The organism is Chryseobacterium camelliae, assembly GCF_030818575.1.
Taxonomy (GTDB): domain Bacteria; phylum Bacteroidota; class Bacteroidia; order Flavobacteriales; family Weeksellaceae; genus Chryseobacterium; species Chryseobacterium camelliae_A.
Map to the genome: position 1 here is coordinate 506,385 of NZ_JAUTAL010000001.1, position 24,313 is coordinate 530,697.

Sequence of the window (24,313 nt, forward strand, 5' to 3'; positions counted from 1 at the left end):
ACAAATTTATAAAATAATCTTAGTTTTGCAAGGTGAAATTATGAATTCAAACGCCGAAAAATATTCTCAGCTCATTAAATCCAAAGCCAGAAGCTTCGGGTTTCAGAACTGTGGCATTTCGGCAGCCGATTTCCTGGAAGAAGATGCCCGCCCATTGGAAACCTGGCTGAAGAACAATTTCCATGGCGAGATGAAGTATATGGAGAATCATTTTGACAAAAGGCTTGATCCGAGGCTTTTGGTGGAAGGTTCAAAATCTGTGATTTCGCTTTCCTATAATTATTTCCCCGAAGAAAAAATTTCTGCACTGGAAAACTTTAAGATTTCAAAATATGCTTATGCGGAAGATTACCACGAGGTAATCAAAGAAATCCTCCGCGAAATGGTAGCAGATCTGCAGAAAGAAATCGGGGAGTTCGGTTTCAGGGTTTTTGTGGATTCGGCCCCTGTCATGGAGCGGAGCTGGGCACGCAAGTCCGGGATAGGATGGGTAGGCAAGAATGCCAATCTGATTACCCGGCAGAGCGGATCATTTTATTTCCTGGCAGAAATCATCTGTGACCTTGAGCTGGTACCGGATCATGCCACAACAGATCATTGCGGGACCTGCCGCAAATGTATGGATGCCTGTCCTACGCAGGCCATTGTTTCTGATAAGATTGTAGATGGCAGCAAATGCATCTCGTATGCAACGATAGAATTAAGGGATGAAATCCCTGTTCATTTCAAAAATAAAATGGACGACTGGATGTTCGGATGTGACATCTGCCAGGACGTATGCCCGTGGAACAGATTTGCAGCTCCCAACCTTCAGACCAGATTCAGGCCTAACGAAGCCCTGAAGAACTTCAGAAAGGGGGAGTGGAAAGAGCTCACCCAGGAGCTTTTTTCAGAAATTTTCAGGAAATCTCCGGTGAAGAGAACCAAATTTGCAGGGCTCAAACGCAATATAGAATTCCTTGAACAGTCTTCCGGAACCAAGAGCGACTCATTGCCCTTAAAATAAAAATGACTTTCAGGAGACCGGTGATCCCACAGAAAATCAGTGCTTTTTTTGGATTCTTTTAGGAGCTGTCTTTACTCTTAAAGTGAATCTCTTCATTGATTTGGACTTTTTGTGCATACTATTTCATATTTGATACTTAAATTTAGCTATTTTTCCGATTAAAACAAATAGTTTTGCAAAAAAATGAATATTAAATTTTATTAAACTCATTGTAACATAAATATGAAAAAAGTGCTTATACTTATACTTAAAGTTTTAGCAGGCATTGTGGGGATTGTCGTGCTGTATGTCATCCTGGCTCTGGCTCTTCCATATATAGAAGTCAGGGCAAAAGATGATGGCAATCCGAAAGTAGTTCCGGTATATATCTATACGAACGGGGTGCATACCGATATTGTAATGCCGGTAAAAAACGAACTGCAGGACTGGAGTGCAATCATTCCTTACAGCAATACAAAATCAAAAAAAGATGATTACAGTTATATTGGTATCGGCTGGGGAGACAAAGGCTTTTATCTGGATACACCCACCTGGGCAGACCTTAAATTTTCAACAGCTTTCAAAGCAGCCTTCTGGCTAAGTGAATCTGCCATGCACTGCACCTATTACAAGACCATGAAAGAGGGTGCCGACTGTAAAAAGATCATGATCAGCAAAGAGCAGTATAAGGCACTTATCCATTTTGTAGAAGATAAATTTGACCGGGATAAAAACGGAAACTTTATGTATGTTCCTACCAATGCAGTCTACGGCGACAGCGATGCGTTCTATGATGCCAAAGGAACTTATAGCTTTGCGTATACCTGCAATACATGGACTAATAATGCGCTGAAAGCAGCCGGGCAGAAAGCGGCGTTATGGACAGCCTCTGATCTCGGGATATTCCAGCATTACAAATAAGATCTGATGCCAAAAACCTTATAAAAACCATTCTTATTGAATGGTTTTTCTATGACAGCCTATTACATTTAATTCAAGCCCCCTGAAATGATTATGGGAAATGTGGTGGGATAATTTCACAACATGCCGAATTATGAACCGGTTGGCAGATAAATTGTATTCCAATGTTAAAACGGAACTCTACAGTTGAAAATTTTACATTGATGGACTGAATAACCTTGAAGTTTTTATTTTAAAATTTGTTTATGAATATACTTAATGTTCAATTTAAATGTATATTTGTATACTAACTATTTGAGTTATGAAAATAGAAACTTCCATTCTAAAAGATACTTTGATCCTCCTTGAACAGTTTCATACTGATAATTCGGCTGGAAGATATACGTCCGATATTAAAGGGTTCAAAAACTGGATTGCTGAAACAATATCCTCTGAAAACACTGCTGATGTAAATGCTGTTGAAGCAGAATGGGAAGGGAAATCCGGAGGCAGGACAGCAGAAAGTGTAATCAGTACACTGCTGGTACATCTTAACAGATATGCCAAGGCTTATTCCAGGTCGGCCATTGCAGGTTCAGGTTTTGCTACACAGGAAGATTTTATTTTCCTGATCAGCCTGAAAGCTTTTGGGGCTATGACCAAAATGGAGCTGATCAAGAAAAATGTGCATGAAAAGCCTGCCGGGATTTTAATCATTAACAGGCTGATCAAGCAGGGCTGGGCAGAGCAGACCGATTCTGAAACAGACCGCAGGACGAAAGTAATCAGGATTACGGAACAGGGCAAGGAAGCATTGGAAAACCAGATGCATAAAATCCGTAAAGCCACGCATATTGTTGCCGGCAACCTGAATCACAAAGAAAAATTGGACCTGATTCGCCTGCTGGATAAACTGGATAAATTTCACAATCCTATTTATCATGAGAATATAGATCCCAGGAACCTTATTGATACCGTCTACAGGGATTATCCCTTTTGAAAAAATTAATATATGAAAAAGAAAATAGCCATTATAGGTTCAGGATTCTCAGGATTGTCTGCTGCATCCTATGCTGCTAAAGAAGGGCATGAGGTTCATGTCTTTGAAAAAAACAGCAGCGCCGGAGGCAGGGCAAGGCAGTTCAGGACTGACAATGGCTATGTATTCGATATGGGCCCGAGCTGGTATTGGATGCCGGATATTATGGAGTCATTTTTCGAAGATTTCGGCAGGACAGCATCGGATTTCTATCAACTGGTTCCTCTGAACCCCCAGTTTGAAATGGTGTTTTCAGATGGAACCATGAATGTTCCTCAGCAATACAGCGAAATGAAAGCTTTGTTTGAAAAGATGGAGCCCGGAGCAGGAAAGAAACTGGATGAATTCATGAAAGATGCACAGTATAAATATGAAGTAGGAATGAAAGATTTCGTAAATAAGCCATGCTATTCATGGTTTGAATTCATGTCTCCGAAAATTGCAAAGAGTGCATTGAAACTGGACCTTTTAACCAATTTCCACCGTTTTGTCAGAAAATATTTTACGCATCCGAAGCTCATCATGCTGATGGAATTCCCCGTAATTTTTCTGGGTGCCGCTCCTAAAGATATCCCTGCTTTGTACAGTTTAATGAATTATGGTGGATATAAACTGGGTACCTGGTATCCGATGGGCGGTTTCTCCAAAGTCATTGACGCTATGAAAGAGGTTGCCGGGCAACAGGGTGTCCATTTTCATTTTAACAGTGCCGTCGAGCGTTTCAGTATACAAAACGGAAAAGTGACAGCTTTGGTAACCGGCAACGGTGAGGCTGAATTTGATACCGTTATCGCTTCCTCAGATTACCATCATACCGAGAAGGCGCTTCTTCCCGAAGAGTTCAGGAATTACACGGAGGAATACTGGAAGAAACGGACTTTTGCCCCATCCTGCCTTATTTATTATCTCGGATTCCGAGGAAAGATTGAAGGACTTAAACATCATACCCTGTTTTTTGAAAATGACCTGGATCTCCATACCCATGAGATCTATACGGATAAAAAGTGGCCTGCAGAACCTTTGTTCTATGTCTGCTGTCCCTCCAAAACCGATCCGGATGTAGCACCGGAAGGATGTGAGAATGTCTTCCTGCTGATGCCGGTAGCTACAGGGATAGAGGACAATGAAGAGATCAGGGAAAAATACTTCCGCGAAATGATAGGCAGGCTGGAAAAGCACACCGGAACAGAGGGCTTATTGTCTAAGATGGAATATAAAAAAAGCTACTGCATCCGTGATTTTAAAGAAGATTACAATGCTTACGAGGGCAATGCCTACGGACTGGCCAATACCTTATCACAAACAGCCGTTCTGAAACCCTCGCTCAGAAACAAGAAACTAAAAAACCTTTTCTATACAGGGCAGCTTACTGTACCGGGACCTGGAGTGCCACCATCCATTATCTCCGGTAAAATTGCTGCAAGAGAAGCCACCAAAATAAGTTGATATGAAAAAATTATTTGATGAACTGTCTTATAAAATAAGCAAACAGACTACCCAGCAGTACAGCACAAGCTTTTCATTGGGCATTATGGCCCTGTCTCCCAAAATCAGGAATCCCATTTATGCCATTTACGGATACGTGAGGCTTGCAGACGAGATCGTAGACAGTTTTCATGGGTATGATAAAGAAAAGCTTCTCGTTAAATTTAAAGAAGATACTTTTCAGGCACTGGAAGACGGCATTTCGCTCAATCCTATTCTACAGTCTTTTCAGGAGACGGTAAAACAATATGACATAGACCGCTCACTGATCATCCAGTTTCTGAAAAGCATGGAAATGGACCTTCAGAAAATCGATTATGATTCAGATCTTTATAAAGAATATATTCTGGGCTCAGCAGAAGTAGTGGGACTGATGTGCCTGCAAATCTTCGTGGAAGGCAATACAAAAGAATATGAAAGGCTCAAGCCTTTTGCGATGAAACTCGGCTCTGCTTTCCAGAAAGTTAATTTCCTTAGGGATATGAAGGACGATTACCAGATCCTGGGCAGGAGTTATTTCCCGGATGTGGATATTTCTTATTTTGATAATTCTGTAAAATCCAGCATCGAGAAGGACATCGAGCAGGAATTCCGTGAGGCATTGGAAGGCATCAGAAAATTGCCCGGTTCTTCACGTTTGGGAGTATACCTGGCTTACCGGTATTATATTTCGCTATTCAGGAAGATCAGGAGGACATCGGCAGCCAAGATTATCAATCAGCGTATCCGGATTTCAAACGGAAGGAAAATTTCCCTGATGATGGGTTGCTACCTTCAGTATAAAACATCTTTTTTATAGCATAATCTAAACTCAGGAAAAAACAATGGTACACACACTGGTAAGGGAACAGCAGCTGAACTGTGATATAGAAACTGCATGGAAGTTTTTTTCCTCTGCACATAACCTGTCTAAAATTACCCCGAAAGACATGAACTTCATTGTACGGACACAGCTGGAGAATGATGAGATTTATGAAGGGATGATCATAGATTATTATGTGTCTCCGCTCTTTGGGATCAAAATGGAGTGGCAGACGGAAATTACACAGGTTTCGCACCATAAAAGCTTTACCGATTTCCAGAAGAAAGGTCCGTACAAATTGTGGAAGCACCACCACGAATTTATAGAAAATGAACATGGCGTTCTGATGAAAGACAGGGTAGACTATGAACTTCCGATGGGATTCCTGGGAGAAATTGCCCACAACATTCTTGTCAGGAAGAAAGTGGAAAATATTTTCAGTTACCGTCACCGGGTGCTGGAAGAAATGTTTAATAAAAAATAACGGTCATGAATTTTCTTATTGTTGTCATTACATTTTTTACCATGGAAGGCATTACATGGCTCATTCATAAATACATTATGCATGGGTTGCTCTGGAAACTGCACAAGGACCATCACGACCACAGCAATGAAGGTCACATGGAGAAAAATGACTATTTCTTTGTCATATTTGCGGTTCCCACCATTGTCCTGATGTATCTGGGGACTATGCAGGGCTTTAATTTCTACTTTTATATTGCCCTGGGAATTACACTCTACGGAATGGCGTACTTTTTTGTTCATGATATATTCATTCACCAGCGGATCAAAGTATTAAGGGATACCCAGAATCCATATCTGTTGGCCATAAGAAGGGCCCACAAGCAGCATCATAAACATACGGGAAAAGAGCATGGGGAATGTTTCGGGTTTTTATGGGTGCCCGTAAAATATTTCAGGATGTATTTTAACAAGAAAAAAGCCTGATATGCAGCAATATACCTATCTACTGATCAATTTCTTCACAGTTATCGTCTGCTTTTTATTTTCTTTCCACCATAAGATAAAATTCAACAGGCATTTTGGAGCGTTTTTAGGAGGCTCGGTAATCGTTGCCGTTGTCTTTATTATCTGGGATGCCTGGTTTACCAAAAGAGGTGTCTGGTGGTTCAATGATGATTACCTGATCGGAATGAGAATTTTAGGTTTGCCCATTGAAGAAATCCTTTTCTTTATCTGCATCCCCTTTTCATGCCTGTTTACCTATTTCTGTCTGGATAAATTTTTCCGGCTCGACTGGAAACCGGTTCCGGAAAAGATCTTCGTTATCTTAAGCATTGCAGCTGCTCTGGGAATAGCTTTGTATTTCAACGGCCGTATCTATACGTTTGTGACTTTCCTGACAACTGCAATCAGCCTTTTTGTCTTGTATTTTGTTCTGAAAGTACGGTGGATAGGGAAAGCATCACTGATTTATCTTTTACTCATGCCAGGCTTTTTAGCCGTTAACGGAATACTTACGGGCACAGGTCTGGAGTCACCAATTGTTAATTATACCCCCGGAACCTTTATGGGAATCCGTCTGCTGACGATTCCGCTTGAAGATACTGCCTATGGTTACGAGCTGATTCTGTGGAACATCTATTTATTTAAAAAATTCTCTAAAAATGAGCAAAGCACAAAAGACGGAAAAGATCAATATATTCTGGTTCAGGAGAGACCTGAGGCTGGATGATAATACGGCGTTGCATGAATCGTTACAATCTGAATATCCTGTACTGCCTGTTTTTATTTTCGATACGGAAATCCTCGACAAACTTCACAATAAGGAAGATAAGAGGGTAGATTATATTCATCAGGCCATTTCCAAAATGCATCAGGAGCTGCAGAAGCACAAAAGCGGGATCAGGGTTTTTCATGGAAAACCTATGGAGATCTTCAAGAATCTGGTTGAAAACTATGATATTGAAGCCGTTTTTGCCAATAAAGATTATGAGCCGGATGCCATAGCACGTGATAAAGAAATTGCAGCGTTCTTAGAAAAAAATGAAATCAGTTTCAGGACCTGCAAAGACCAGGTTATTTTTGAGGAACATGAAGTAGTGAAGAATGATAATACTCCATATACGGTCTATACTCCTTACGCTAAAAAGTGGAAAGAAAAGCTGAAGGATATATCTGTTCAGAGCCATAAGACCGATTTTAAAAACTTCCTTCCTCTGAAACCGGAGAACATGATCAGCCTTGAGACCATAGGATTCAAAAAAACGGATCTGGATCTGGTGGAACCCAAGCTGGAAAAAGAGATCATCAGTGATTATGGCAAATACAGGAACTTCCCGGGAATGGATCATACGACCCATTTAGGGGTGGCGCTTCGCTTCGGTACCATTTCCGTACGAAAATGTGTCCAATATGCTGTTAAAAATAATGAAACCTGGTTGAATGAGCTGATCTGGAGGGAATTTTTCATGCAGATCCTCTTTCACTTTCCGCAAGTAGTCAAGCATTGTTTCAAAAAGAAATATGAAAATATAGAATGGCGGAACAATGAAAAAGAATTCAAAGCCTGGTGTGAAGGCAAAACGGGATATCCCATAGTGGATGCCGGTATGAAGCAGCTGAATGAAACTGGTTTTATGCATAACCGGGTAAGAATGATTACAGCCAGTTTCCTGACCAAGCATCTTTTGATTGACTGGAGATGGGGAGAAGCTTATTTTGCCGAAAAACTGTTGGATTATGAGCTGTCTTCCAATAACGGTAACTGGCAGTGGGTCGCAGGCTGCGGCTGTGATGCTTCACCTTACTTCAGGGTGTTCAATCCTGAAGAACAGGTGAAAAAATTTGATAAAGACCATAAATACATCAGGGAATGGATCCCGGAAGACTATAATGAAAAGCCTATTGTAGAACATAAAGAAGCGAGGGAACGCGCACTGAAAGTCTATAAAAAAGCGGTTTCTTAATACTCATCTCTTAAGATCAGATAAGAATTTTCTTCTGGTAGGCATGATTATTCTTAAACTGAAAATGCAGGATTACATAAATTAATAGATAATGTAACACACAGTTGCTGCTTCTGACGCAAACAAAAAATCAGATGAGTTAACTGTGAAAAAAGGGTTCCACGGAAAAACTTTTCCACGAATTTCATTTGCAGTTCCGGAAACATTACTAATTTTGCAGTGTGAAAAAAATGATCTCCATACTGCTTTTATGTCTGTATCTGGTTTCTACCAGCGAGCTGTATCAGCTTCTGAAGATCCCTATTCTCATTGAGCATTACATCGATCATAAAGAGAAGAATCCTGAAATGACAATCCACTCATTTTTCAGGATGCATTATGAAAATCCGGTAAAAGATTCCGATTATCAGACAGATCAGAAACTCCCGTTTGTCTCTCATGCACAGCATCTGATAGTCGTATTTACCGTAACGCCTCTGCTTTCCATTCCCTTTGCAGGAAAGCCTGTCCATGCCATTCAGTCTGCACAGACACTGTACAAAAGTATTTTTTACAATAAAGAAATCCTGAATTCTATCTGGCAGCCGCCAAAATTTTGTTAATCTTTCCTATTCAATTATCCGGTGATTTAAAATAGCCTGAGTATTCTTCTATTGGGAATTCAGGTGGATACTGCTGCTTTGGCAGTCGGTATGATCCATATGTTTCCGGACTTTTCTACCAATACGATTAACAAAATCATTATGCTTACAAAGATCATAGAGTTTTCTGTAAAGAATAAGCTCATTATTGCATTGCTGGTTTTGGGACTGATAGGAATAGGATCCTATCAGGTTACCCGATTGCCTATTGATGCCGTCCCCGATATTACGAACAACCAGGTCCAGGTAATTACCGTAGCACCGTCTTTTGGTGCAACAGATATTGAAAGACTGGTGACCTTTCCCATTGAGCAGGCCAACAGCAATATTTCCGGGCTGAAAGAAATCCGGAGCTTTTCCCGGTTCGGGCTCTCACTAGTAACCATCGTGTTTGATGATGGAATAGATATTTACTGGGCCAGGCAACAGGTTGCCGAGCGACTCCAGCAGGTACAGACACAGATTCCCCAGGGAATCGGAACTCCGGAACTGGGCCCTATCTCTACAGGGCTTGGGGAAATTTACCAATATGTGGTACGACCTAAACCGGGATTCGAGAAAAAATATGACATTACGGAACTCCGTACCATACAGGACTGGATTGTCCGTAGGCAGCTGCTGGGAGTAAAAGGAGTTGCTGAAGTCAGCAGTTTCGGGGGAAAACTGAAGCAATACGAAATTGCAGTCAACCCGGACCGCCTTAATGCTTACGGCATCACGATCAATGATGTATTCACTGCACTGGAAACCAACAATCAGAATACCGGAGGCGCATATATCGAAAAGGGTCCTACTGTCCTTTACATCAGGAGCGAAGGCCTTATAGGGAATATGGAGGATATCAGGAATATTGCCATTGCCTCTAAAAACAATGAGATTCCGCTATTCATTAAAGATGTAGCTGAAGTAAAGACAGGATTTGCAACTCGTTATGGTGCCATGACCTACAATGACCAGGGAGAAGTAGCCGGAGCTATCGTGATGATGCTGAAGGGGGAAAACAGCAACCAGGTGATTAAAAATGTAAAAGCCAAAATAGCATCCATACAGAAAACGCTTCCGGAAGGCGTCGTAATCGAACCTTTCCTGGACCGTACCAAAATGGTGAATAATGCCATCGGGACTGTAGAAAAGAATCTCCTTGAAGGAGCCCTGATCGTTGTATTTGTATTGGTGCTTTTTCTTGGCAATTTCCGGGCAGGCCTTCTGGTAGCTTCCGTGATTCCTTTATCTATGCTGTTCGCAATATGCATGATGAACCTCTTCGGGGTAAGCGGAAACCTGATGAGCCTGGGGGCTTTGGATTTCGGTCTGATCATTGACGGAGCCGTGATCATAGTAGAATCGGTTCTGCATAGGTTCAGCCATCATTCAAAATTCAAAAATATAACCACTGTTTCCCAGAACAAGATGGATTCCCTTGTGGCAGATTCCGCAGGCAAGATGATGAACAGTGCTGTATTCGGGCAGATGATCATTCTTATTGTCTATCTTCCCATTCTTACCCTTCAGGGAATAGAAGGCAAAATGTTCAAGCCGATGGCAGAGACGGTAGCTTTTGCTTTATTGGGCGCATTTCTTCTTTCTCTGACTTATATCCCGATGATGAGCGCCCTGCTGCTGAAGAAAAGAAGCCTTAAACCTTCTTTTTCCGACAGGATGATGAAGCGAATTGAAGCTTTATACCTTCGCACCCTGCTTAAGGTTCTCAGGATTCCTAAAATAATTTTCAGTGTTGTCCTGATCCTTTTTGTGCTGGCAATATTGATTTTAAGCCGTCTGGGCGGTGAATTTATCCCTTCGCTGGAGGAAGGCGATTTTGCTGTGGAAACCCGCGTGCTGCCCGGAAGCAATCTGAATACAACCATAGAGAGCACGCAGAAAGCAGCCCATATCCTGAAATCAAGATTTCCGGAAGTGGAGAAAGTGGTGACGAAAATAGGCAGCGGGGAAGTCCCAACCGATCCGATGCCGATGGACGCTTCTGACATGATGGTGATCCTGAAGGACAAAAAAGACTGGGCTTCCGCAGAGACATTTCCTGAACTGGCAGATAAAATGACACGTGAGCTTGAAGAAGTGCCGGGAATTACAGTGAGTTTCCAGTACCCGGTCCAGATGCGTTTCAATGAGCTGATGACCGGAGCAAGGCAGGATGTGGTCGTGAAGGTTTTTGGGGATGACCTGGATGTCCTGGTCAGTAATGCCCAAAAGCTCGGTAAAATCATCGAATCGGTGGACGGAACGCAGAACCTTTACATAGAGCCGGTTTCCGGGATGCCTCAGGTGATTATAGAATACAACCGGCCGATGATTGCTCAGTATCACCTATCCGTAGCAGACATTAACCGGGTTATCAATACGGCATTTGCCGGACAGAGTGCAGGACTGGTTTTTGAAGGGGAAAAAAGATTTGATACAGTGGTACGACTTACCGCCAGTGACCGTAAAAATGTCAGTGATATTAAAAATCTACTGGTACCAACTCCTTCCGGAAACCAGATTCCTTTGTCGCAGCTAGCCCGAATTGAAGTAAAGAACGGTCCGAACCAGATTCAGCGCGAAAATGCGCAGAGAAGAATCGTTGTGGGATTCAATATCAAAGGAAGGGATGTACAGAGTATTGTACAGGAGCTTCAGGAGAAAGTCAATCGGCAGATCAAGCTTCCCGCCGGGTATTACGTTACCTATGGTGGTTCGTTTGAGAATCTGAACAATGCCAAACAGCGCCTGATGATTGCGGTTCCGATTGCCTTAGCACTCATTTTCGTGATGCTTTTCCTGGCCTTTAATTCCGTAAAGGAGAGCTTGCTTATCTATACGGCCATTCCGCTTTCCATTATCGGAGGGGTCTTTTTACTGGCATTAAGGGGCATGCCTTTCAGCATCAGTGCGGGAATTGGTTTTATTGCCCTTTTCGGAGTTGCTGTATTGAACGGCATTGTGCTGATTTCAGAATTCAACAGGCTGTATAAAAGCGGCATCAGGAATATTGTACGGATTGTAATTGATGGCGGAGAGTCCAGACTTCGACCCGTGCTTATGACTGCCTTTGTAGCTTCTCTTGGCTTTATCCCGATGGCAGTAAGCAATGGTGCCGGCGGCGAAGTCCAGCGCCCTTTGGCAACGGTAGTGATTGGCGGACTGATGGTAGCAACCTTCCTTACGCTATTCGTGCTGCCCCTGTTATATGTAAACATTGAAAAAGGATTTAAAATGAAAAAGAAAAAAAGCTCCCATACCGCTTCCGTTATCATTCTCATATTCATGCTGACGGCCATCCCGGTAAAATCACAAACCACGGTTTCACTGGATCAAGCCATACAGATGGCTTTACAGAATAACAGAAACCTTAAAAGCGAAAAGCTGAGGTCCGAATACTCAAAAGCACTCATAAAATCAGCCCGTGATATTCCTCAGACCGCAATCTCTGCAGATTATGGCCAGATCAACAGTGCCTATAATGACATTAAATTGGGTGTTGCCCAGAGCATTGCTTTTCCAACCGTATATACGAAACAGAAAAATGTCTATACTGAGGAATGGAAAAAAAGCGTGCTGAACGTGGCACTTAAGGAATATGAGATCAAAAAGGCGGTCAGTCTTACATTCTATGAAATTCTGTACTGGAAGCAGAAGGAGCAGTTGCTGCGCGAAACGCTTACCTTGTATTCCGACTTTCTTGATAAAGCAGACCTTCGCCTGAAAGCAGGAGAGAGCAATATCCTGGAAAAAACAACGGCAGCCAACCAGAAATCTGCCATTGAAATACAGATCAAACAGGTACAACAGGAAATAGCGGTCCTCCGCCTGCAGTTCCAGTGGCTCCTCAATTCCGAAACAGACTTCATGCCTCAGGATGAAAAGCTTTATACGGTAGGGCTGAAGGACGGATTGGAGCAGAACCCGCTATTACGAACCCTGGAGCAGCAAAAGAATGTAGCTGTCCAGCAAACAGCACTGGAGAAAGCGAAGTTGTTACCCGGATTACAGCTGGCCTATAACCTGAACAGCTTCCGGGGAACCGGGCCCGATGATAAGGTATATAATGCATCACCGCAATTTCATTCCGTACAGCTGGGCGTTTCCGTACCGGTGTTCTCAGGCGGGCAGAAGGCAAGAATACAGTCTGCTAAGATTGCGGAAACTGTAGCGGAAACAGATTTTCAGAATACCCGCTTCAGCCTTGAAAACCAATACAAAAAACTGAATGAAATTTACAGCCGTAATCTGGATATTGTGTCACAGTATGAAAATTCGGAGCTTAAAAATGCTTTTACCATTACCGATACTGCCCAAAAGCAATTCAGAGGCGGGGAGATCAATTACCTTGATTTTGTAATGCTGGTCAACCAGGCCGTGACACTTAAGAACAATTATGCAGATGTGCTCTGGAAGCTTAATCAAAGTGCTATAGAATTGGAATACCTTACTTTAAATCCGTAAAAAATGAATCTCAGAATCTTATATATTACTGCTGCTTTCCTGTCCGCCATACCTGCCCTGCAACAATGCCGTAAACAGGAAAAAAAGGACGTAAAAACAAATATCCGCAGAGATGAAAATGTAGTGGCACTTACTGATGCCCAGCTAAAAAACGCTCCGGTAGAAACCACACAGCTTTCCGCAAAGAGCATTTCTACAACACTCAGGCTCAACGGTACTGTTGATGTACCTCCGCAAAATCTGGTTTCCGTCAGCATACCTTTAGGAGGATACCTGAAATCCAGTACTTTGCTTCCGGGAATGCCGGTATCTAAAGGACAGGTTATCGCGGTTATCGAAAATCCGCAGTTCATACAGCTGCAGCAGGATTACCTTATGGCAAGATCCAAAATGCATTTTGCCGAATTGGATTACAACCGACAGAAAACCCTTAACCAGAGCCAGGCCAGCAGTGACAAGGTCATGCAGCAGGCCCAGTCTGAAATGAACAGCCAGAAGATCATGATGAACGCTCTGGCAGAGCAGCTTAGGCTGATCAATATTAATCCTGAAAGCCTAAGGTCTGGGAATATCCGCAAGAGCGTGCCCGTTTACAGCAGCATCAATGGTTTTGTCAGTAAGGTTAACGTGAACATCGGGAAATATGTGAATCCCTCCGAAGTCTTATTTGAGCTGATTAATCCCGACGACATCCACCTAAACCTGAAAGTCTATGAAAAAGATATTGAAATGCTGAGGCCGGGCCAGCGTTTTGTGGCTTATACCAATGCGGATCCGGGTAAAAAATATTATGGTGAAATTCTTTTGATCAGTAAAGATGTAAGCTCCGGAGGTATTGCAGAAGTCCACTGTCATTTTGAAAAATATGACCACAGCCTGATACCGGGCATGTACATGAATGCTGAAATAGAAACTTCAACCTCTTTCTCAGATGCGGTTCCGGAAGAAAGCATTGTAAGCTATGAAGGAAAAGACTTTGTATTTGTAGAGGAAAAGAAGCAGTTGTACAGGCTGACGCCGGTGAACACGGGAGAATCTGAGAATGGCTTTGTCAGGATTATGAACCCGGAATCATTTACCGGTAAAAAAATAGTAGTTAGAAATGCCTACACCCTGCTTATGAAGCTGAAAAATACAGAGGGAGAAGAAGAATAGTTGTGGCAATCCCTTGAATTTAAAGTACGGAATGAGCTTCCTGGGCCTTCCTGTACTGGATATTTGCATGGTAAGTGGAAATAAAAGCGTAACTTTAGTTTGTCCGCTCCGGAACCAAAAAATTCTGAGCGGGTATTGTCTTAAATTTTTAACATGCACCATCACTTAGAAAAACATTATGTCAACAGGGTAGGGTGGCTTCGTGCAGCGGTTTTGGGCGCTAACGACGGCCTTTTATCTACTACCAGTATTGTAATCGGGGTTGCGGCTGCCCAGCCGGAGCGCAATACCATTATCCTGGCCGCACTGGCAGGGATGATTGCCGGAGCACTTTCCATGGCAGCCGGTGAGTACGTTTCAGTAAGTTCCCAGGAAGATACTGAAAAAGCCGATCTCGCCAGAGAAAAGAGAGAACTGGAAGAAATGCCCGAAATCGAACTCCGGGAACTGGCTAAAATATACGAAGGCAGGGGCGTGAGCAAAGAAACGGCAATGCAGGTGGCTATAGAACTAACGGCTCATGATGCTCTTGAAGCCCATGCAAGGGATGAACTGGGGATTAATGAAATTACCCAGGCCAACCCGACCCTTGCGGCACTGGCATCCTTTGGGTCTTTTGCTCTGGGAGCACTGCTGCCGTTTATCGTATCCCTAGTGGCTCCGCTTCATCAAATGGTCTATTTTCAGTATGGTTTCTCTATCATATTCCTAATGCTTCTGGGTGCTGTATCCGCTAAAACAGGCGGAGCGCCGGTAGGTCTGGCCATGCTCAGGATCTGTTTCTGGGGTACTGCGGCCATGGGGATTACTGCATTGGTTGGGCATCTGTTCGGGACTTCGGTATAGAAAATCCTGTATTCAATAATAAGAACTGTTTCATAGCGATGGAACAGTTCTTTGTTTTAGATACTAAAGTTTTAGAGTGTTTTCCGGGCTAGTCCTGTTCAAAAACCTTCAGCAGTTCAGTCTGCTGAATAACATCATTCCTACTGCTGATTAAATTGTAATTAGCCTGAAGCCAGTTGTTTCGAACTAAGAAGAAGGTGTAAGCATCCATAAGTCCCTCTTTGTATTTTTCTTCCGATTTCTGGAATGACAACTTCTGGTTTTCAAAATTGGCTTCCAGCAGATTGTATTTTTCCTGCGCATTCAGGAACTGGGCTTTGATAGAACGGATGCTTTTGGTTAAATCATTAATAATGATGTCTTTTTCATAACTGGAATTGATGACATTGAGTTTTGCCGTTTCTACGCTGTTTTTTACCTGTAGCCTGTTAAAAACCGGAATATTAAGTCCGAAAGACAATTGCTGGTTCTTATTAGCTTTGATCTGGTCCGAAAAAGCATCGGCAGCCTGTCCCATGATCTTGTTATAAAAGCTGGACCAGGTATAGGAAGCATTCAGTGTCGGCAGATAATATGATTTTGCAATTTCCACATTTTTCTGCTGTGCCTGAATTTCTTGTGTGATACTTTGATAGGCGGGATTCCTGTTCAGAAGATTCTCAACAAAACTATCGTCATTAAAATCCGATCCTGTAAGATTTTCTTCTGGCATGGCAAAATCAAGCGTATCTTTTGTAACAGACAAAGCGTTCAGGAGGTTAATCTTGGAAAGGTCCCGCTGGTTCTTGGCAGAAACCCATTGTTCCTGCATCGTTCCGAGGTTAGCGCGGATATCATATACGTCGCTTTTGGGCCGGCTCCCGATTTCCACCTCTTTCTCAGTACGCCTAATCTGGTCCTCAATCCCTGAAATCTGTGTCTGCAATACATCCAGCCAGCTTTTGCTGTTCTGGTATGCAAAAAACATCTGGATCACATTCAGTTTTATTTCATTTTGTGTGCGCTTCATGGTATATATGGAACTCTCTTTATTCATTCTGGAAAGAGAAATACCAAGGTAATTCCTCCAGTTCAGCAGTTCCCAACTGGCCTGGGCATAAACCTGGTCATACTGGGAATTAATGGCCTCCCGCTGATTGGTATTCTGATTAATGGACGAGCCAAACCCGTAATTATGGCTCACGCCTGCATTCACAGATGGGAGCAGCATTCCTTTCGCAGCAGAAATCTGCCTTTCGTTTTTCTGAATGCTAACCGTAGATTGTTTTACCAAAGGATGATTGGCGGAAGCATAATCCAGGCACTGTTTAAGGGTCCAACTCTGCTGAGCTGGAATGAGATTGATGAATAATATGAAGAATAGTTTTTTCATTGTTTTAATGGGTTTTTGTGTCTAAACCGCCCCGTCAAAAATTCTATAGAATTTTTGACACCCCTCCACGGGAGTGGAATCTTTTATTTTTTTTCCATAGGTTTCACTACAGCTATTGATATTGAACCCTTAGGGATTTTTACTCGTATTTCAGGTATTTAACAAGGTTGATTTTAGTGGCACGATAAGCTTTGAAACTCACCACCACAAAGGTTAGAATCAGTAATAAAATTAAACTTAAAACATAAGGCCACACCGGCATATCGATCCGGTAAGCGAAATCCTTCAGCCATTCATTCATGGCATAATAGCCGAAAGGGATACTGATGAATACGGCGGTGGCACAAATCAGCAGGAATCTTTTCGTCAAGTCCCATATAAGCGTTTTTTCGTCAGCGCCCAAAGTTTTTTTGATGGCTACATCTTTTAATTTTTGTTCGATTAAAAGCGAAGATAAAGCGAATAATCCAAGCAATGCAATCAATAGAACCACAATATTAAGCGTTGTGAAAAGCGTCTGCTGCTTTTGGAATTTTTCATAGGTTTTTGCAAATTGTTTATCCACAAATTCAAAATCATAAGGATAGCCTGGTTCAGCTTTTGTAATCCAGAATTCTTTGATGCGTTCCAGAGTTCCGTTGATGTCGTCTTTGGAAATTTTAATTTGGAGATTTTGGAGATTATTTTTTATCCAATTCCTGTCATAGTTGAAATAAACGATTGGCATTACAGCTTGCTCTACACCAGCATAATTAATATCCTTGACAACACCCAAGATTTTATACTTTTTCTTACCATCCCATCCTGTAAAAAAATCTTTTCCTAACGCTGTTTTGGGATTGTAGCCTAATTTGCCTGCAAACGTTTCGTTCACCACGGCTCCGCTGATGGTATCAGAAGCTTTTTTCCAGTCCAGATCACGCCCGGAAAGGAATTTTACTTTGTAAAATTTTAGGAAATTTTCATCAATCCCTCCGAGCATTGTCTGAATGGTTTTCGTGGTATCCGAAGCTAATTTTACTATTGACATATTAGCACTACCAGTTCCTATGGAGTTTACAGAACCTGTAATATCTGTCACTCCGGGAATTCTTGCCACTTCATTTTTGAGACGCCTGTATTTATTCACATTAAAATCATTTTCCCAATTTGTTTTTTTGAAATTAATCTGAATTGTCTGGTCACCTTTGAAGCCCAGATCTTTGTTCATCATATAGCTGACCTGGGTATGAATGATCAATGAGCAGATGATGAAAAATGAAGAAATAACCAACTGCAAAGTCAAAATCCCGTTTCTCAGCCAGATCCCATTTTTGCTTCTTGCGAAATTACCTTTCAAAGTATTGATCGGCTTGAAATTCGACAGGTAAAGTGCCGGAATCAATCCTGAAATCAATGAAAACACTATCAGCAATAGTCCTGTGTATACAAACAGATTTGGATCAATTAGCTTAATATCTTTGCTTAGGAATTTGTTGTAAGAAGGCAGGAGAAGCTCCACCATTGCAAAAGCAACTACATAAGCTGCCAGGCAAATCATAAACGTCTCAAGCAAAAACTGTAAAATCAAAGCTGATTTTGAACTTCCTACCACTTTTCTTACGCCAACCTCTTTGGCTCTTTGGGACGCCTGTGCAGTTTTGAGATTAATGAGATTGATTCCCGACAATGCTAAAATCAAAACAGACAACCCCAGCAGAATCATAATCGATTTTTTGTCGCCTTTGTTGATGCCTTCACTTTTGGCATCCAGTTTCATTTTGCTGATCGGTGTCAGATAAACCGTTGCAGGATTCTTTTTATCAAGAGTATAACCCCATTTTTTTGAAATAATCTCGTCCTGCTGCTGCATTTGTTTCGAGAGCTTATTTTCAAGCGCTTTGATATCTGTCCCCGGTTTCAGCCTAAAAAATCCTTTATAGTTGAAGTTGGTCCATTTGTCTTTGGATTCTTCCATATACGGATTTCTGTACATAAAATCCGGTTTGAAAACCGTATTGGTTTCCGGTAGTTTGTAGATTGCCGTCACCACATATTCTTTAACTTTGGAATCGCTTTTCACCGATTTTCCAACTGCATTGAGGTAATCATCACCAAAAAGAAGACGTGCGGTTTTATCCGAAATGACAATTTTCCCATTATCCGACAAGGCATTCTGTAAGTTTCCCGCCACTTTTTCGAAGGGGAAAAAGCTGAAAAAAGAATCTATTGTAGCCGAACCTGAAACATAAGCTGAATTACTGCCAACACTTAGTTTCTCTTTTCCCCAGTCATTATAAACCGTAGCATCCTCTATCTCGGAGAATTTTTCCTTTGAAACAAAGATTTCCGGATAACTGGAGCTGGACATGATTCCAAAGGCCGCATTGCCATTTTCTATGAAATATATATTCTCCTTGTCCGGAATCCACTGTTCATACGATTTCTCATCCTGCCAATGGATGAATATCAGCAGGAAAACACACAGCCCAACGCTCAATCCCAATATATTGATCAGCGTGGAAAGCCAGTTTTTTCTGTAATTGATGAATGCTATTTTGAGCCAGTTTTTTAACATAGTTGATGATTGATAAGTGATAATTGATTATTCTACATGCCGGATAAGCCAAATATTAACTGTCGCGCGATGAAAGGTCGTATTTCATCATCCTGATCTCAGCATTATTCGTATTTCAGGTATTTAACAAGGTTGATTTTAGTGGCACGGTAAGCTTTGAAACTCACCACCGCAAAGGTTAGAATCAGTAATAAAATTAAACTTAAAGCATAAGGCCAGACCGGCATATCGATCCTGTAGGCAAAATCCTTCAGCCATTCATTCATCGCATAGTATCCGAATGGCATGCTGATTAACACTGCAATGGTGCATATTGTCAAAAACCTTTTGGTGAGATCCCAGATAATCGTTTTCTCGTCTGCTCCTAAAGTTTTTTTGATGGCTACATCCCTGAGTTGCTGTTCAATGAGCAGTGATGATAAGGCGAAAAGACCTGATAAGGCGATTACTAATACCGCAGCATTCAGCATGGTAAAAAGCGTTTTCTGTTTCTGGAATTTCTCAAAAGTTTTTGCAAATTGTTTATCCACAAATTCAAAATCATAAGGATAGCCCGGTTCAGCTTTCGTGGTCCAGAATTCTTTGATGCGGTTTAAAGTACCGTTGATATCATTTTTGTCTAGCTTTATCTGGATGTTTGACATGTTTTGTTTGGCCTGGTTTCTGTCATAGTTAAAGAACAGTACAGGCTCTACGGGTTTATCGACACCGTTAAAATAAAAATCTTTTAAAACGCCAATGATTTTATACTTTTTCCTCTTTTCCCAGTCAGGATAAACTTCTTTTCCCAGCGCTTGATTTTTGCTCCATCCCATTTTTTTAATAAATGTTTCATTGGCAACCGCACCAGTAATGGTGTCCGATGCAAATCGCAAATCAAGATCTCTTCCGGCAACAAATTTCATTTTATAAAATTTGAAGTAATTATAATCAATGGCACCGAGAAGAACATTTTGGATTGACTGTGTGGTATCTGCAGCATTTTGCACACTGGAGGCATTTGTAATTCCCAATCCTATAGAATTAAGAGAACCGGTGATATCAGTGACACCTGAGATTTTTGAAATTTCGTTTTTAAGCCGGATATATTTCTTATAATTATAATCATTCTGCCCATCAGTTTTCTTAAATTGAATCTGAATGACCTGGTCTCCTTTGAACCCCAAATCTTTGTTCATCATATAATTGACCTGCGAATGAATAACCAAAGCGCAGATCATGAAAAAGGACGAAATAATCAGCTGTAGCATAAGAATGGAATTTCTCAGCCAGACACCGCTTCTGCTTCGAGAAAAGTTTCCTTTCAACGTATTAATCGGTTTAAAATTCGATAGATAGAAAGAAGGAATCAATCCTGAAATCAATGAAAATACAATCAGCAATAATCCGCTGTAAATGAAAACACTCGGGTTATTCAATTTGATTTCTTTGTTGAGGAATTTATTATAAACCGGAAGAAAGAGCTCTATCAATACCAACGCAATAATAAAAGCAGCAAAACAGATCATAAAAGTTTCCAGTAAAAACTGCAAAACCAGTTTTGATCTGGTGCTTCCAACTGCCTTTCTGACTCCAACTTCTTTAGCCCGCTGGGAGGCCTGCGCTGTTTTAAGGTTAATCAAATTGATTCCAGATAAAAGCAATATCAATGCAGACAAAGACAGCAAAATCATAATTGATTTTTTATCACCCTTTTCTATGCCTTCACTTTTCGCATCCAGTTTCATTTTACCTACTGGCGTTAGAAAAATTTCTGCTTTCTTTTTCCCATCATATTTTTGCCCCCGTTTTAATGTGGTAATTTTTTCCTGCTCAGCCATTAAATCAGAAAGCTTTTTTTCCAGGCTGGCTATATCTGTTCCGGGTTTAAGTCTGAAATATCCTATATAACTATAATTTGTCCACTGTAAATTAGAATCATTCTTGTTATCCAAACCTTCATTTTTCATTATAAATCCTGGTTTAAAAACACTGTTTTGCTCAGGATTTCTGTAAACTGCTGTGATAACAAGTGGTATTGAGTTTGGGATATCCTGCGTAATGGTCTTTCCGATACAGTTTTTGTACTCATCTCCGAACAGCATTTTAGCAGTATCTTCCGAGATTGTAATTTTTGTTTTATCGCTAATGGCATCTTTGTAACTTCCTGCTACCTTCTCGAGAGGGAAAAAATCAAAAAAAGAATCTGATGCCCTGCAAGATGACACAAAAGCAGATTTACTTCCTGAAATCAGACGGACTTTGTAATTACTCCAGATATTAGCAATTGTATAATCTTCTATCTCGGGAAATTTTTCTTTGGAAACTGCTAATTCCGGATAACTGGAAACGACCATCGTTCCAAAATCACTGATTTTATTTTCAACCAGGTAAATATTCTCTTTTCCAGGAATCCACTGTTCATACGATTTCTCGTCCTGCCAATGAATGAATATCAGCAGGAAAACACATAACCCAACGCTCAATCCCAATATATTGATCAGCGTGGAAAGCCAGTTTTTTCTGTAATTGATGAATGCTATTTTGAGCCAGTTTTTTAACATAGTTGATGATTGATAAATGATGAATGATTAAGCCAGACATCGGATGCTGGAAGATGGAAGCCTGAGTGTCGTTTCTATGAAATTTCCAACGTCCATCAGGCAGTTTGCTACTATTCGTATTTCAGGTATTTCACAAGATTCACTTTTGTGGCTTTATAAGCTTTAATGCTTACAACTGCGAAAGTCAGAATCAATAATAAAATTAAACTTAGAACGAATGGAAAGACCGGCATATCGATTCGGTAGGCAAAATCTTTCAGCCATTCGTTCATCAGGTAGTAACTGATCGGAATACTTATTAAAACTGCGATTAATGTGATCCAAAGGAATTGTTTCGTCAGTCCGAAAACCAGGGTTCCGTCTGATGCTCCTAATGTTTTTCTGATCGCTACATCCTTTAGTTTCTGCTCAATCATCAATGATGATAATGCAAATAATCCTAATAATGCTACCATCAGAACCATGGCGTTTAGTATGGTAAAAAGTGTCTGCTGTTTCTGATACTTTTCAAAGGTCTTGGCAAACTGCTTGTCCACAAAATACGAATCGAAAGGGTAGCCCGGTTCCACGTTATTCTGCCAGTACGTTTTGATTCTTTTCACGGTCCCATCGATATCATCCGGTTTCAGTTTCAGCTGTATATTGTATACATTATATCGCTTCCAGGATGTTGCACGGTAATGGAAAAAAATCATGGGTTCTACTGCAGACTTCAGGCTTTTAACATTAAAATCCTTTACAATGCCTACAATTTTGTAGGGTTTATCATCAAAGCCCGGGCGGAATTCATTTTTAAAAGCCTGCTCATCTGTCCAGCCGAACTGCTTTACAAAAGATTCATTAACCAAAACGTTATTAATGGTATCTGATGCCAGTTTTGGATTAAGCCAGCGCCCTTTTTTTAATTTTATATTCATGAATTGAAGGTAATTGTAATCCATTGAGCCATGCTGGGCATAAATGCTTTTACCCATATAATCCATATTGGAATTGCTGTAACGGTAACTTCCGGCGACAGCTTCCCCAAAAGAGACATCATCCACACCTTTTATTTTTTTCATTTCATTTTTAACGCGTTCGTACTTCAGCCAGGGTTGAGGACTGTTTTCACTGAAGGACACCAGGAAGATCTGTTTGCCACTGTACCCCAGGTCTTTATTCATCATATATTTTACCTGGCTGTTTACAATTAATCCGCCAATGATAAAAAATGAAGAAATGATCAGCTGCAGCGTCAAGATCCCGTTTCTGAGCCAGATGCCATGCCTGCTTCTGGCAAAATTTCCTTTCAGTGTTTCGATGGCTTTAAAGTTGGCCAGATAGATGGCAGGAATCAAACCGGAAATGACTGTTACCGCCAGAATCATGGTCAATGAATACACATATATACGCCAGTCATTCATTATGATTTTTTTTGTCAAAAAACTTGTTAAAGCTTGGTAAAAGGAGTTCTGCTAATGCCAGCGACAAAATATAGGAAGTAAAACAGATGATGAACGTTTCCAGTAAAAACTGAAGTACCAGCTCAGACTTTGTGCTTCCTATTGCTTTTCTCACGCCAATTTCTTTGGCCCGCTGCGAAGCCTGCGCTGTTTTAAGATTGATAAAATTGATGGCAGACAGAATCACAATCAGTACAGAAAGGGCAAAAAGGATCATCATGGTTTTAAAATCTCCCGTGCCAAACCAATAGGCTTTCCCGTGAAGTTTCATTTGGCCGAGCGGGGTCAGCAGACTTCCCTGCGGACCATATAATTCCAGATATTTCTGAGGCGTAACTCCTGCTCCCTGCGCATTGATTTTTGCCCGGTATATAAAAACATCTTTCATTAATTTTTCCTGAACAGCTTCTATATCTGCATCCTTATCCAGCATAAAGAAGCATCCGTAATTAAAATTACCCCAGCCTTCTTTATCGTTTTTCAGCTGTTCATAAGCCAGCATGACAAATTCCGGCTTTATAACAGTGTTGCCTTCCGGTAATTCGTAAACCGCAGTAACAATGTAATTTTTCTGGTCAAATTTTATATTCTCTCCCGCAACATTGGTTTTACCGAAAAGACTTTTTGCTGCTTTGGTGGAAAGCGCAATAGCGTTTTCATTTTTTAAAGCATCTTTGAAGCTGCCTGATACCAGTTTAAACGGGAAAAAATTGAAAAAGTTTTCAGATACGGCCATTCCATCCTTCTGATAAACAGTTTTATTCTGGGTGGTCATTTTAAAACCCTTTCCGGCACCGCTGAATAGAATATAATCCTTGATTTCAGGAATTACCTTTGCTGCACGGTCTGCAATGGGATAAGAAATGCTCGGGCCGTAGGTATTGTCTTTTTTATTATACTGCTGGAATGCATAAATAGTATTTTTCTTCGGATTCCATTGTTCGTAGGATTCTTCGTCATTCCAGTGCATCAGAATGAGCATAAATCCTGTCAATCCAATCGTCAAACCAAAAAGATTGATCAGTGTGGAAAGCCAGTTCTTTTTATAATTGATGAATGCGATTTTGAGCCAGTTATTGAGCATAGTTTGAATTTTTAATTACGGTTGGTAATTATGAATGACAGCGTTGAATGTAACTTTTTGTAAACCTCATAGGTTTCTGAAACCTA

Annotated in this window: 18 protein-coding genes; 13 read left to right on the plus strand and 5 right to left on the minus strand. The window is 41.1% G+C overall.

Annotated elements, in window-relative coordinates:
* The first annotated feature begins 40 nt into the window (after nt 1–40).
* The 13 genes from queG to QE404_RS02385 all read left to right on the plus strand — a co-directional run bounded on the left by queG (nt 41) and on the right by QE404_RS02385 (nt 15,229).
* Nucleotides 41–1,006 (plus strand): tRNA epoxyqueuosine(34) reductase QueG, encoded by a 966-nt coding sequence (queG, locus tag QE404_RS02325; protein WP_307445982.1) that lies wholly within the window; start codon nt 41–43, stop codon nt 1,004–1,006.
* Between the two features lie 222 nt (nt 1,007–1,228).
* Nucleotides 1,229–1,906: a TIGR02117 family protein gene (locus QE404_RS02330; RefSeq protein ID WP_307445985.1), complete on the plus strand. Its 678-nt coding sequence runs from the start codon at nt 1,229–1,231 to the stop codon at nt 1,904–1,906.
* A 301-nt stretch (nt 1,907–2,207) separates the two neighbouring features.
* Nucleotides 2,208–2,885 (plus strand): MarR family winged helix-turn-helix transcriptional regulator, encoded by a 678-nt coding sequence (locus QE404_RS02335; RefSeq protein WP_307445986.1) that lies wholly within the window; start codon nt 2,208–2,210, stop codon nt 2,883–2,885.
* A 12-nt stretch (nt 2,886–2,897) separates the two neighbouring features.
* Nucleotides 2,898–4,370: a phytoene desaturase family protein gene (locus tag QE404_RS02340; RefSeq protein ID WP_307445988.1), complete on the plus strand. Its 1,473-nt coding sequence runs from the start codon at nt 2,898–2,900 to the stop codon at nt 4,368–4,370.
* Between the two features lies 1 nt (nt 4,371).
* Nucleotides 4,372–5,208 (plus strand): phytoene/squalene synthase family protein, encoded by an 837-nt coding sequence (locus tag QE404_RS02345; protein ID WP_307445990.1) that lies wholly within the window; start codon nt 4,372–4,374, stop codon nt 5,206–5,208.
* Between the two features lie 25 nt (nt 5,209–5,233).
* Nucleotides 5,234–5,695 carry an SRPBCC family protein gene (locus QE404_RS02350; RefSeq protein WP_307445992.1) on the plus strand — a complete coding sequence of 154 codons (462 nt, stop codon included), beginning with the start codon at nt 5,234–5,236 and terminating at the stop codon, nt 5,693–5,695.
* A gap of 5 nt (nt 5,696–5,700) precedes the next feature.
* Entirely contained in the window at nt 5,701–6,159 is a 459-nt protein-coding gene (locus QE404_RS02355) for a sterol desaturase family protein (RefSeq protein WP_307445994.1), read from the plus strand.
* 1 nt (nt 6,160) lies between these two features.
* Nucleotides 6,161–6,907: a lycopene cyclase domain-containing protein gene (locus QE404_RS02360; RefSeq protein WP_307445997.1), complete on the plus strand. Its 747-nt coding sequence runs from the start codon at nt 6,161–6,163 to the stop codon at nt 6,905–6,907.
* On the plus strand, nt 6,840–8,141 hold the full coding sequence (locus tag QE404_RS02365; RefSeq protein WP_307445999.1) for a cryptochrome/photolyase family protein: 1,302 nt from the start codon (nt 6,840–6,842) through the stop codon (nt 8,139–8,141). Before QE404_RS02360 ends, QE404_RS02365 begins: the two co-directional genes overlap by 68 nt.
* A 230-nt stretch (nt 8,142–8,371) precedes the next feature.
* Nucleotides 8,372–8,743 carry a hypothetical protein gene (locus QE404_RS02370; protein WP_307453326.1) on the plus strand — a complete coding sequence of 124 codons (372 nt, stop codon included), beginning with the start codon at nt 8,372–8,374 and terminating at the stop codon, nt 8,741–8,743.
* 141 nt (nt 8,744–8,884) lie between these two features.
* A complete protein-coding gene (locus tag QE404_RS02375; RefSeq protein ID WP_307446001.1) occupies nt 8,885–13,228 on the plus strand; it encodes a CusA/CzcA family heavy metal efflux RND transporter in 4,344 nt (1,447 codons plus the stop codon).
* 3 nt (nt 13,229–13,231) lie between these two features.
* Nucleotides 13,232–14,383, plus strand: a complete 1,152-nt coding sequence (locus QE404_RS02380; RefSeq protein WP_307446003.1) for an efflux RND transporter periplasmic adaptor subunit — start codon at nt 13,232–13,234, stop codon at nt 14,381–14,383.
* Nucleotides 14,384–14,536: 153 nt separating this feature from the next.
* A complete protein-coding gene (locus QE404_RS02385) occupies nt 14,537–15,229 on the plus strand; it encodes a VIT1/CCC1 transporter family protein (RefSeq protein ID WP_307446004.1) in 693 nt (230 codons plus the stop codon).
* Nucleotides 15,230–15,317: 88 nt separating this feature from the next.
* Here QE404_RS02385 and QE404_RS02390 read toward each other — a convergent pair whose 3' ends face one another.
* The 5 genes from QE404_RS02390 to QE404_RS02410 all read right to left on the minus strand — a co-directional run bounded on the left by QE404_RS02390 (nt 15,318) and on the right by QE404_RS02410 (nt 24,227).
* Nucleotides 15,318–16,601, minus strand: a complete 1,284-nt coding sequence (locus QE404_RS02390; RefSeq protein ID WP_307446006.1) for a TolC family protein — start codon at nt 16,599–16,601, stop codon at nt 15,318–15,320.
* Nucleotides 16,602–16,740: 139 nt separating this feature from the next.
* Complete coding sequence (locus tag QE404_RS02395) at nt 16,741–19,158, minus strand: ABC transporter permease (RefSeq protein ID WP_307446008.1); 2,418 nt, start codon at nt 19,156–19,158, stop codon at nt 16,741–16,743.
* A gap of 104 nt (nt 19,159–19,262) precedes the next feature.
* Entirely contained in the window at nt 19,263–21,701 is a 2,439-nt protein-coding gene (locus QE404_RS02400) for an ABC transporter permease (protein WP_307446010.1), read from the minus strand.
* 110 nt (nt 21,702–21,811) lie between these two features.
* On the minus strand, nt 21,812–23,104 hold the full coding sequence (locus tag QE404_RS02405; protein ID WP_307453688.1) for an ABC transporter permease: 1,293 nt from the start codon (nt 23,102–23,104) through the stop codon (nt 21,812–21,814).
* Nucleotides 23,097–24,227, minus strand: a complete 1,131-nt coding sequence (locus QE404_RS02410) for an ABC transporter permease (RefSeq protein ID WP_307453690.1) — start codon at nt 24,225–24,227, stop codon at nt 23,097–23,099. Before QE404_RS02410 ends, QE404_RS02405 begins: the two co-directional genes overlap by 8 nt.
* Nucleotides 24,228–24,313 lie beyond the last annotated feature (86 nt).

Excerpts from the sequence above, each read along its gene's own strand:
- queG (WP_307445982.1), top strand. The coding sequence starts at position 41 with ATGAATTCAAACGCCGAAAAATATTCTCAGCTCATTAAATCCAAAGCC.
- QE404_RS02330 (WP_307445985.1), top strand. The coding sequence starts at position 1,229 with ATGAAAAAAGTGCTTATACTTATACTTAAAGTTTTAGCAGGCATTGTG.
- QE404_RS02335 (WP_307445986.1), top strand. The coding sequence starts at position 2,208 with ATGAAAATAGAAACTTCCATTCTAAAAGATACTTTGATCCTCCTTGAA.
- QE404_RS02340 (WP_307445988.1), top strand. The coding sequence starts at position 2,898 with ATGAAAAAGAAAATAGCCATTATAGGTTCAGGATTCTCAGGATTGTCT.
- QE404_RS02345 (WP_307445990.1), top strand. The coding sequence starts at position 4,372 with ATGAAAAAATTATTTGATGAACTGTCTTATAAAATAAGCAAACAGACT.
- QE404_RS02350 (WP_307445992.1), top strand. The coding sequence starts at position 5,234 with ATGGTACACACACTGGTAAGGGAACAGCAGCTGAACTGTGATATAGAA.
- QE404_RS02355 (WP_307445994.1), top strand. The coding sequence starts at position 5,701 with ATGAATTTTCTTATTGTTGTCATTACATTTTTTACCATGGAAGGCATT.
- QE404_RS02360 (WP_307445997.1), top strand. The coding sequence starts at position 6,161 with ATGCAGCAATATACCTATCTACTGATCAATTTCTTCACAGTTATCGTC.
- QE404_RS02365 (WP_307445999.1), top strand. The coding sequence starts at position 6,840 with ATGAGCAAAGCACAAAAGACGGAAAAGATCAATATATTCTGGTTCAGG.
- QE404_RS02370 (WP_307453326.1), top strand. The coding sequence starts at position 8,372 with ATGATCTCCATACTGCTTTTATGTCTGTATCTGGTTTCTACCAGCGAG.
- QE404_RS02375 (WP_307446001.1), top strand. The coding sequence starts at position 8,885 with ATGCTTACAAAGATCATAGAGTTTTCTGTAAAGAATAAGCTCATTATT.
- QE404_RS02380 (WP_307446003.1), top strand. The coding sequence starts at position 13,232 with ATGAATCTCAGAATCTTATATATTACTGCTGCTTTCCTGTCCGCCATA.
- QE404_RS02385 (WP_307446004.1), top strand. The coding sequence starts at position 14,537 with ATGCACCATCACTTAGAAAAACATTATGTCAACAGGGTAGGGTGGCTT.
- QE404_RS02390 (WP_307446006.1), bottom strand. The coding sequence starts at position 16,601 with ATGAAAAAACTATTCTTCATATTATTCATCAATCTCATTCCAGCTCAG.
- QE404_RS02395 (WP_307446008.1), bottom strand. The coding sequence starts at position 19,158 with ATGTTAAAAAACTGGCTCAAAATAGCATTCATCAATTACAGAAAAAAC.
- QE404_RS02400 (WP_307446010.1), bottom strand. The coding sequence starts at position 21,701 with ATGTTAAAAAACTGGCTCAAAATAGCATTCATCAATTACAGAAAAAAC.
- QE404_RS02405 (WP_307453688.1), bottom strand. The coding sequence starts at position 23,104 with ATGAATGACTGGCGTATATATGTGTATTCATTGACCATGATTCTGGCG.
- QE404_RS02410 (WP_307453690.1), bottom strand. The coding sequence starts at position 24,227 with ATGCTCAATAACTGGCTCAAAATCGCATTCATCAATTATAAAAAGAAC.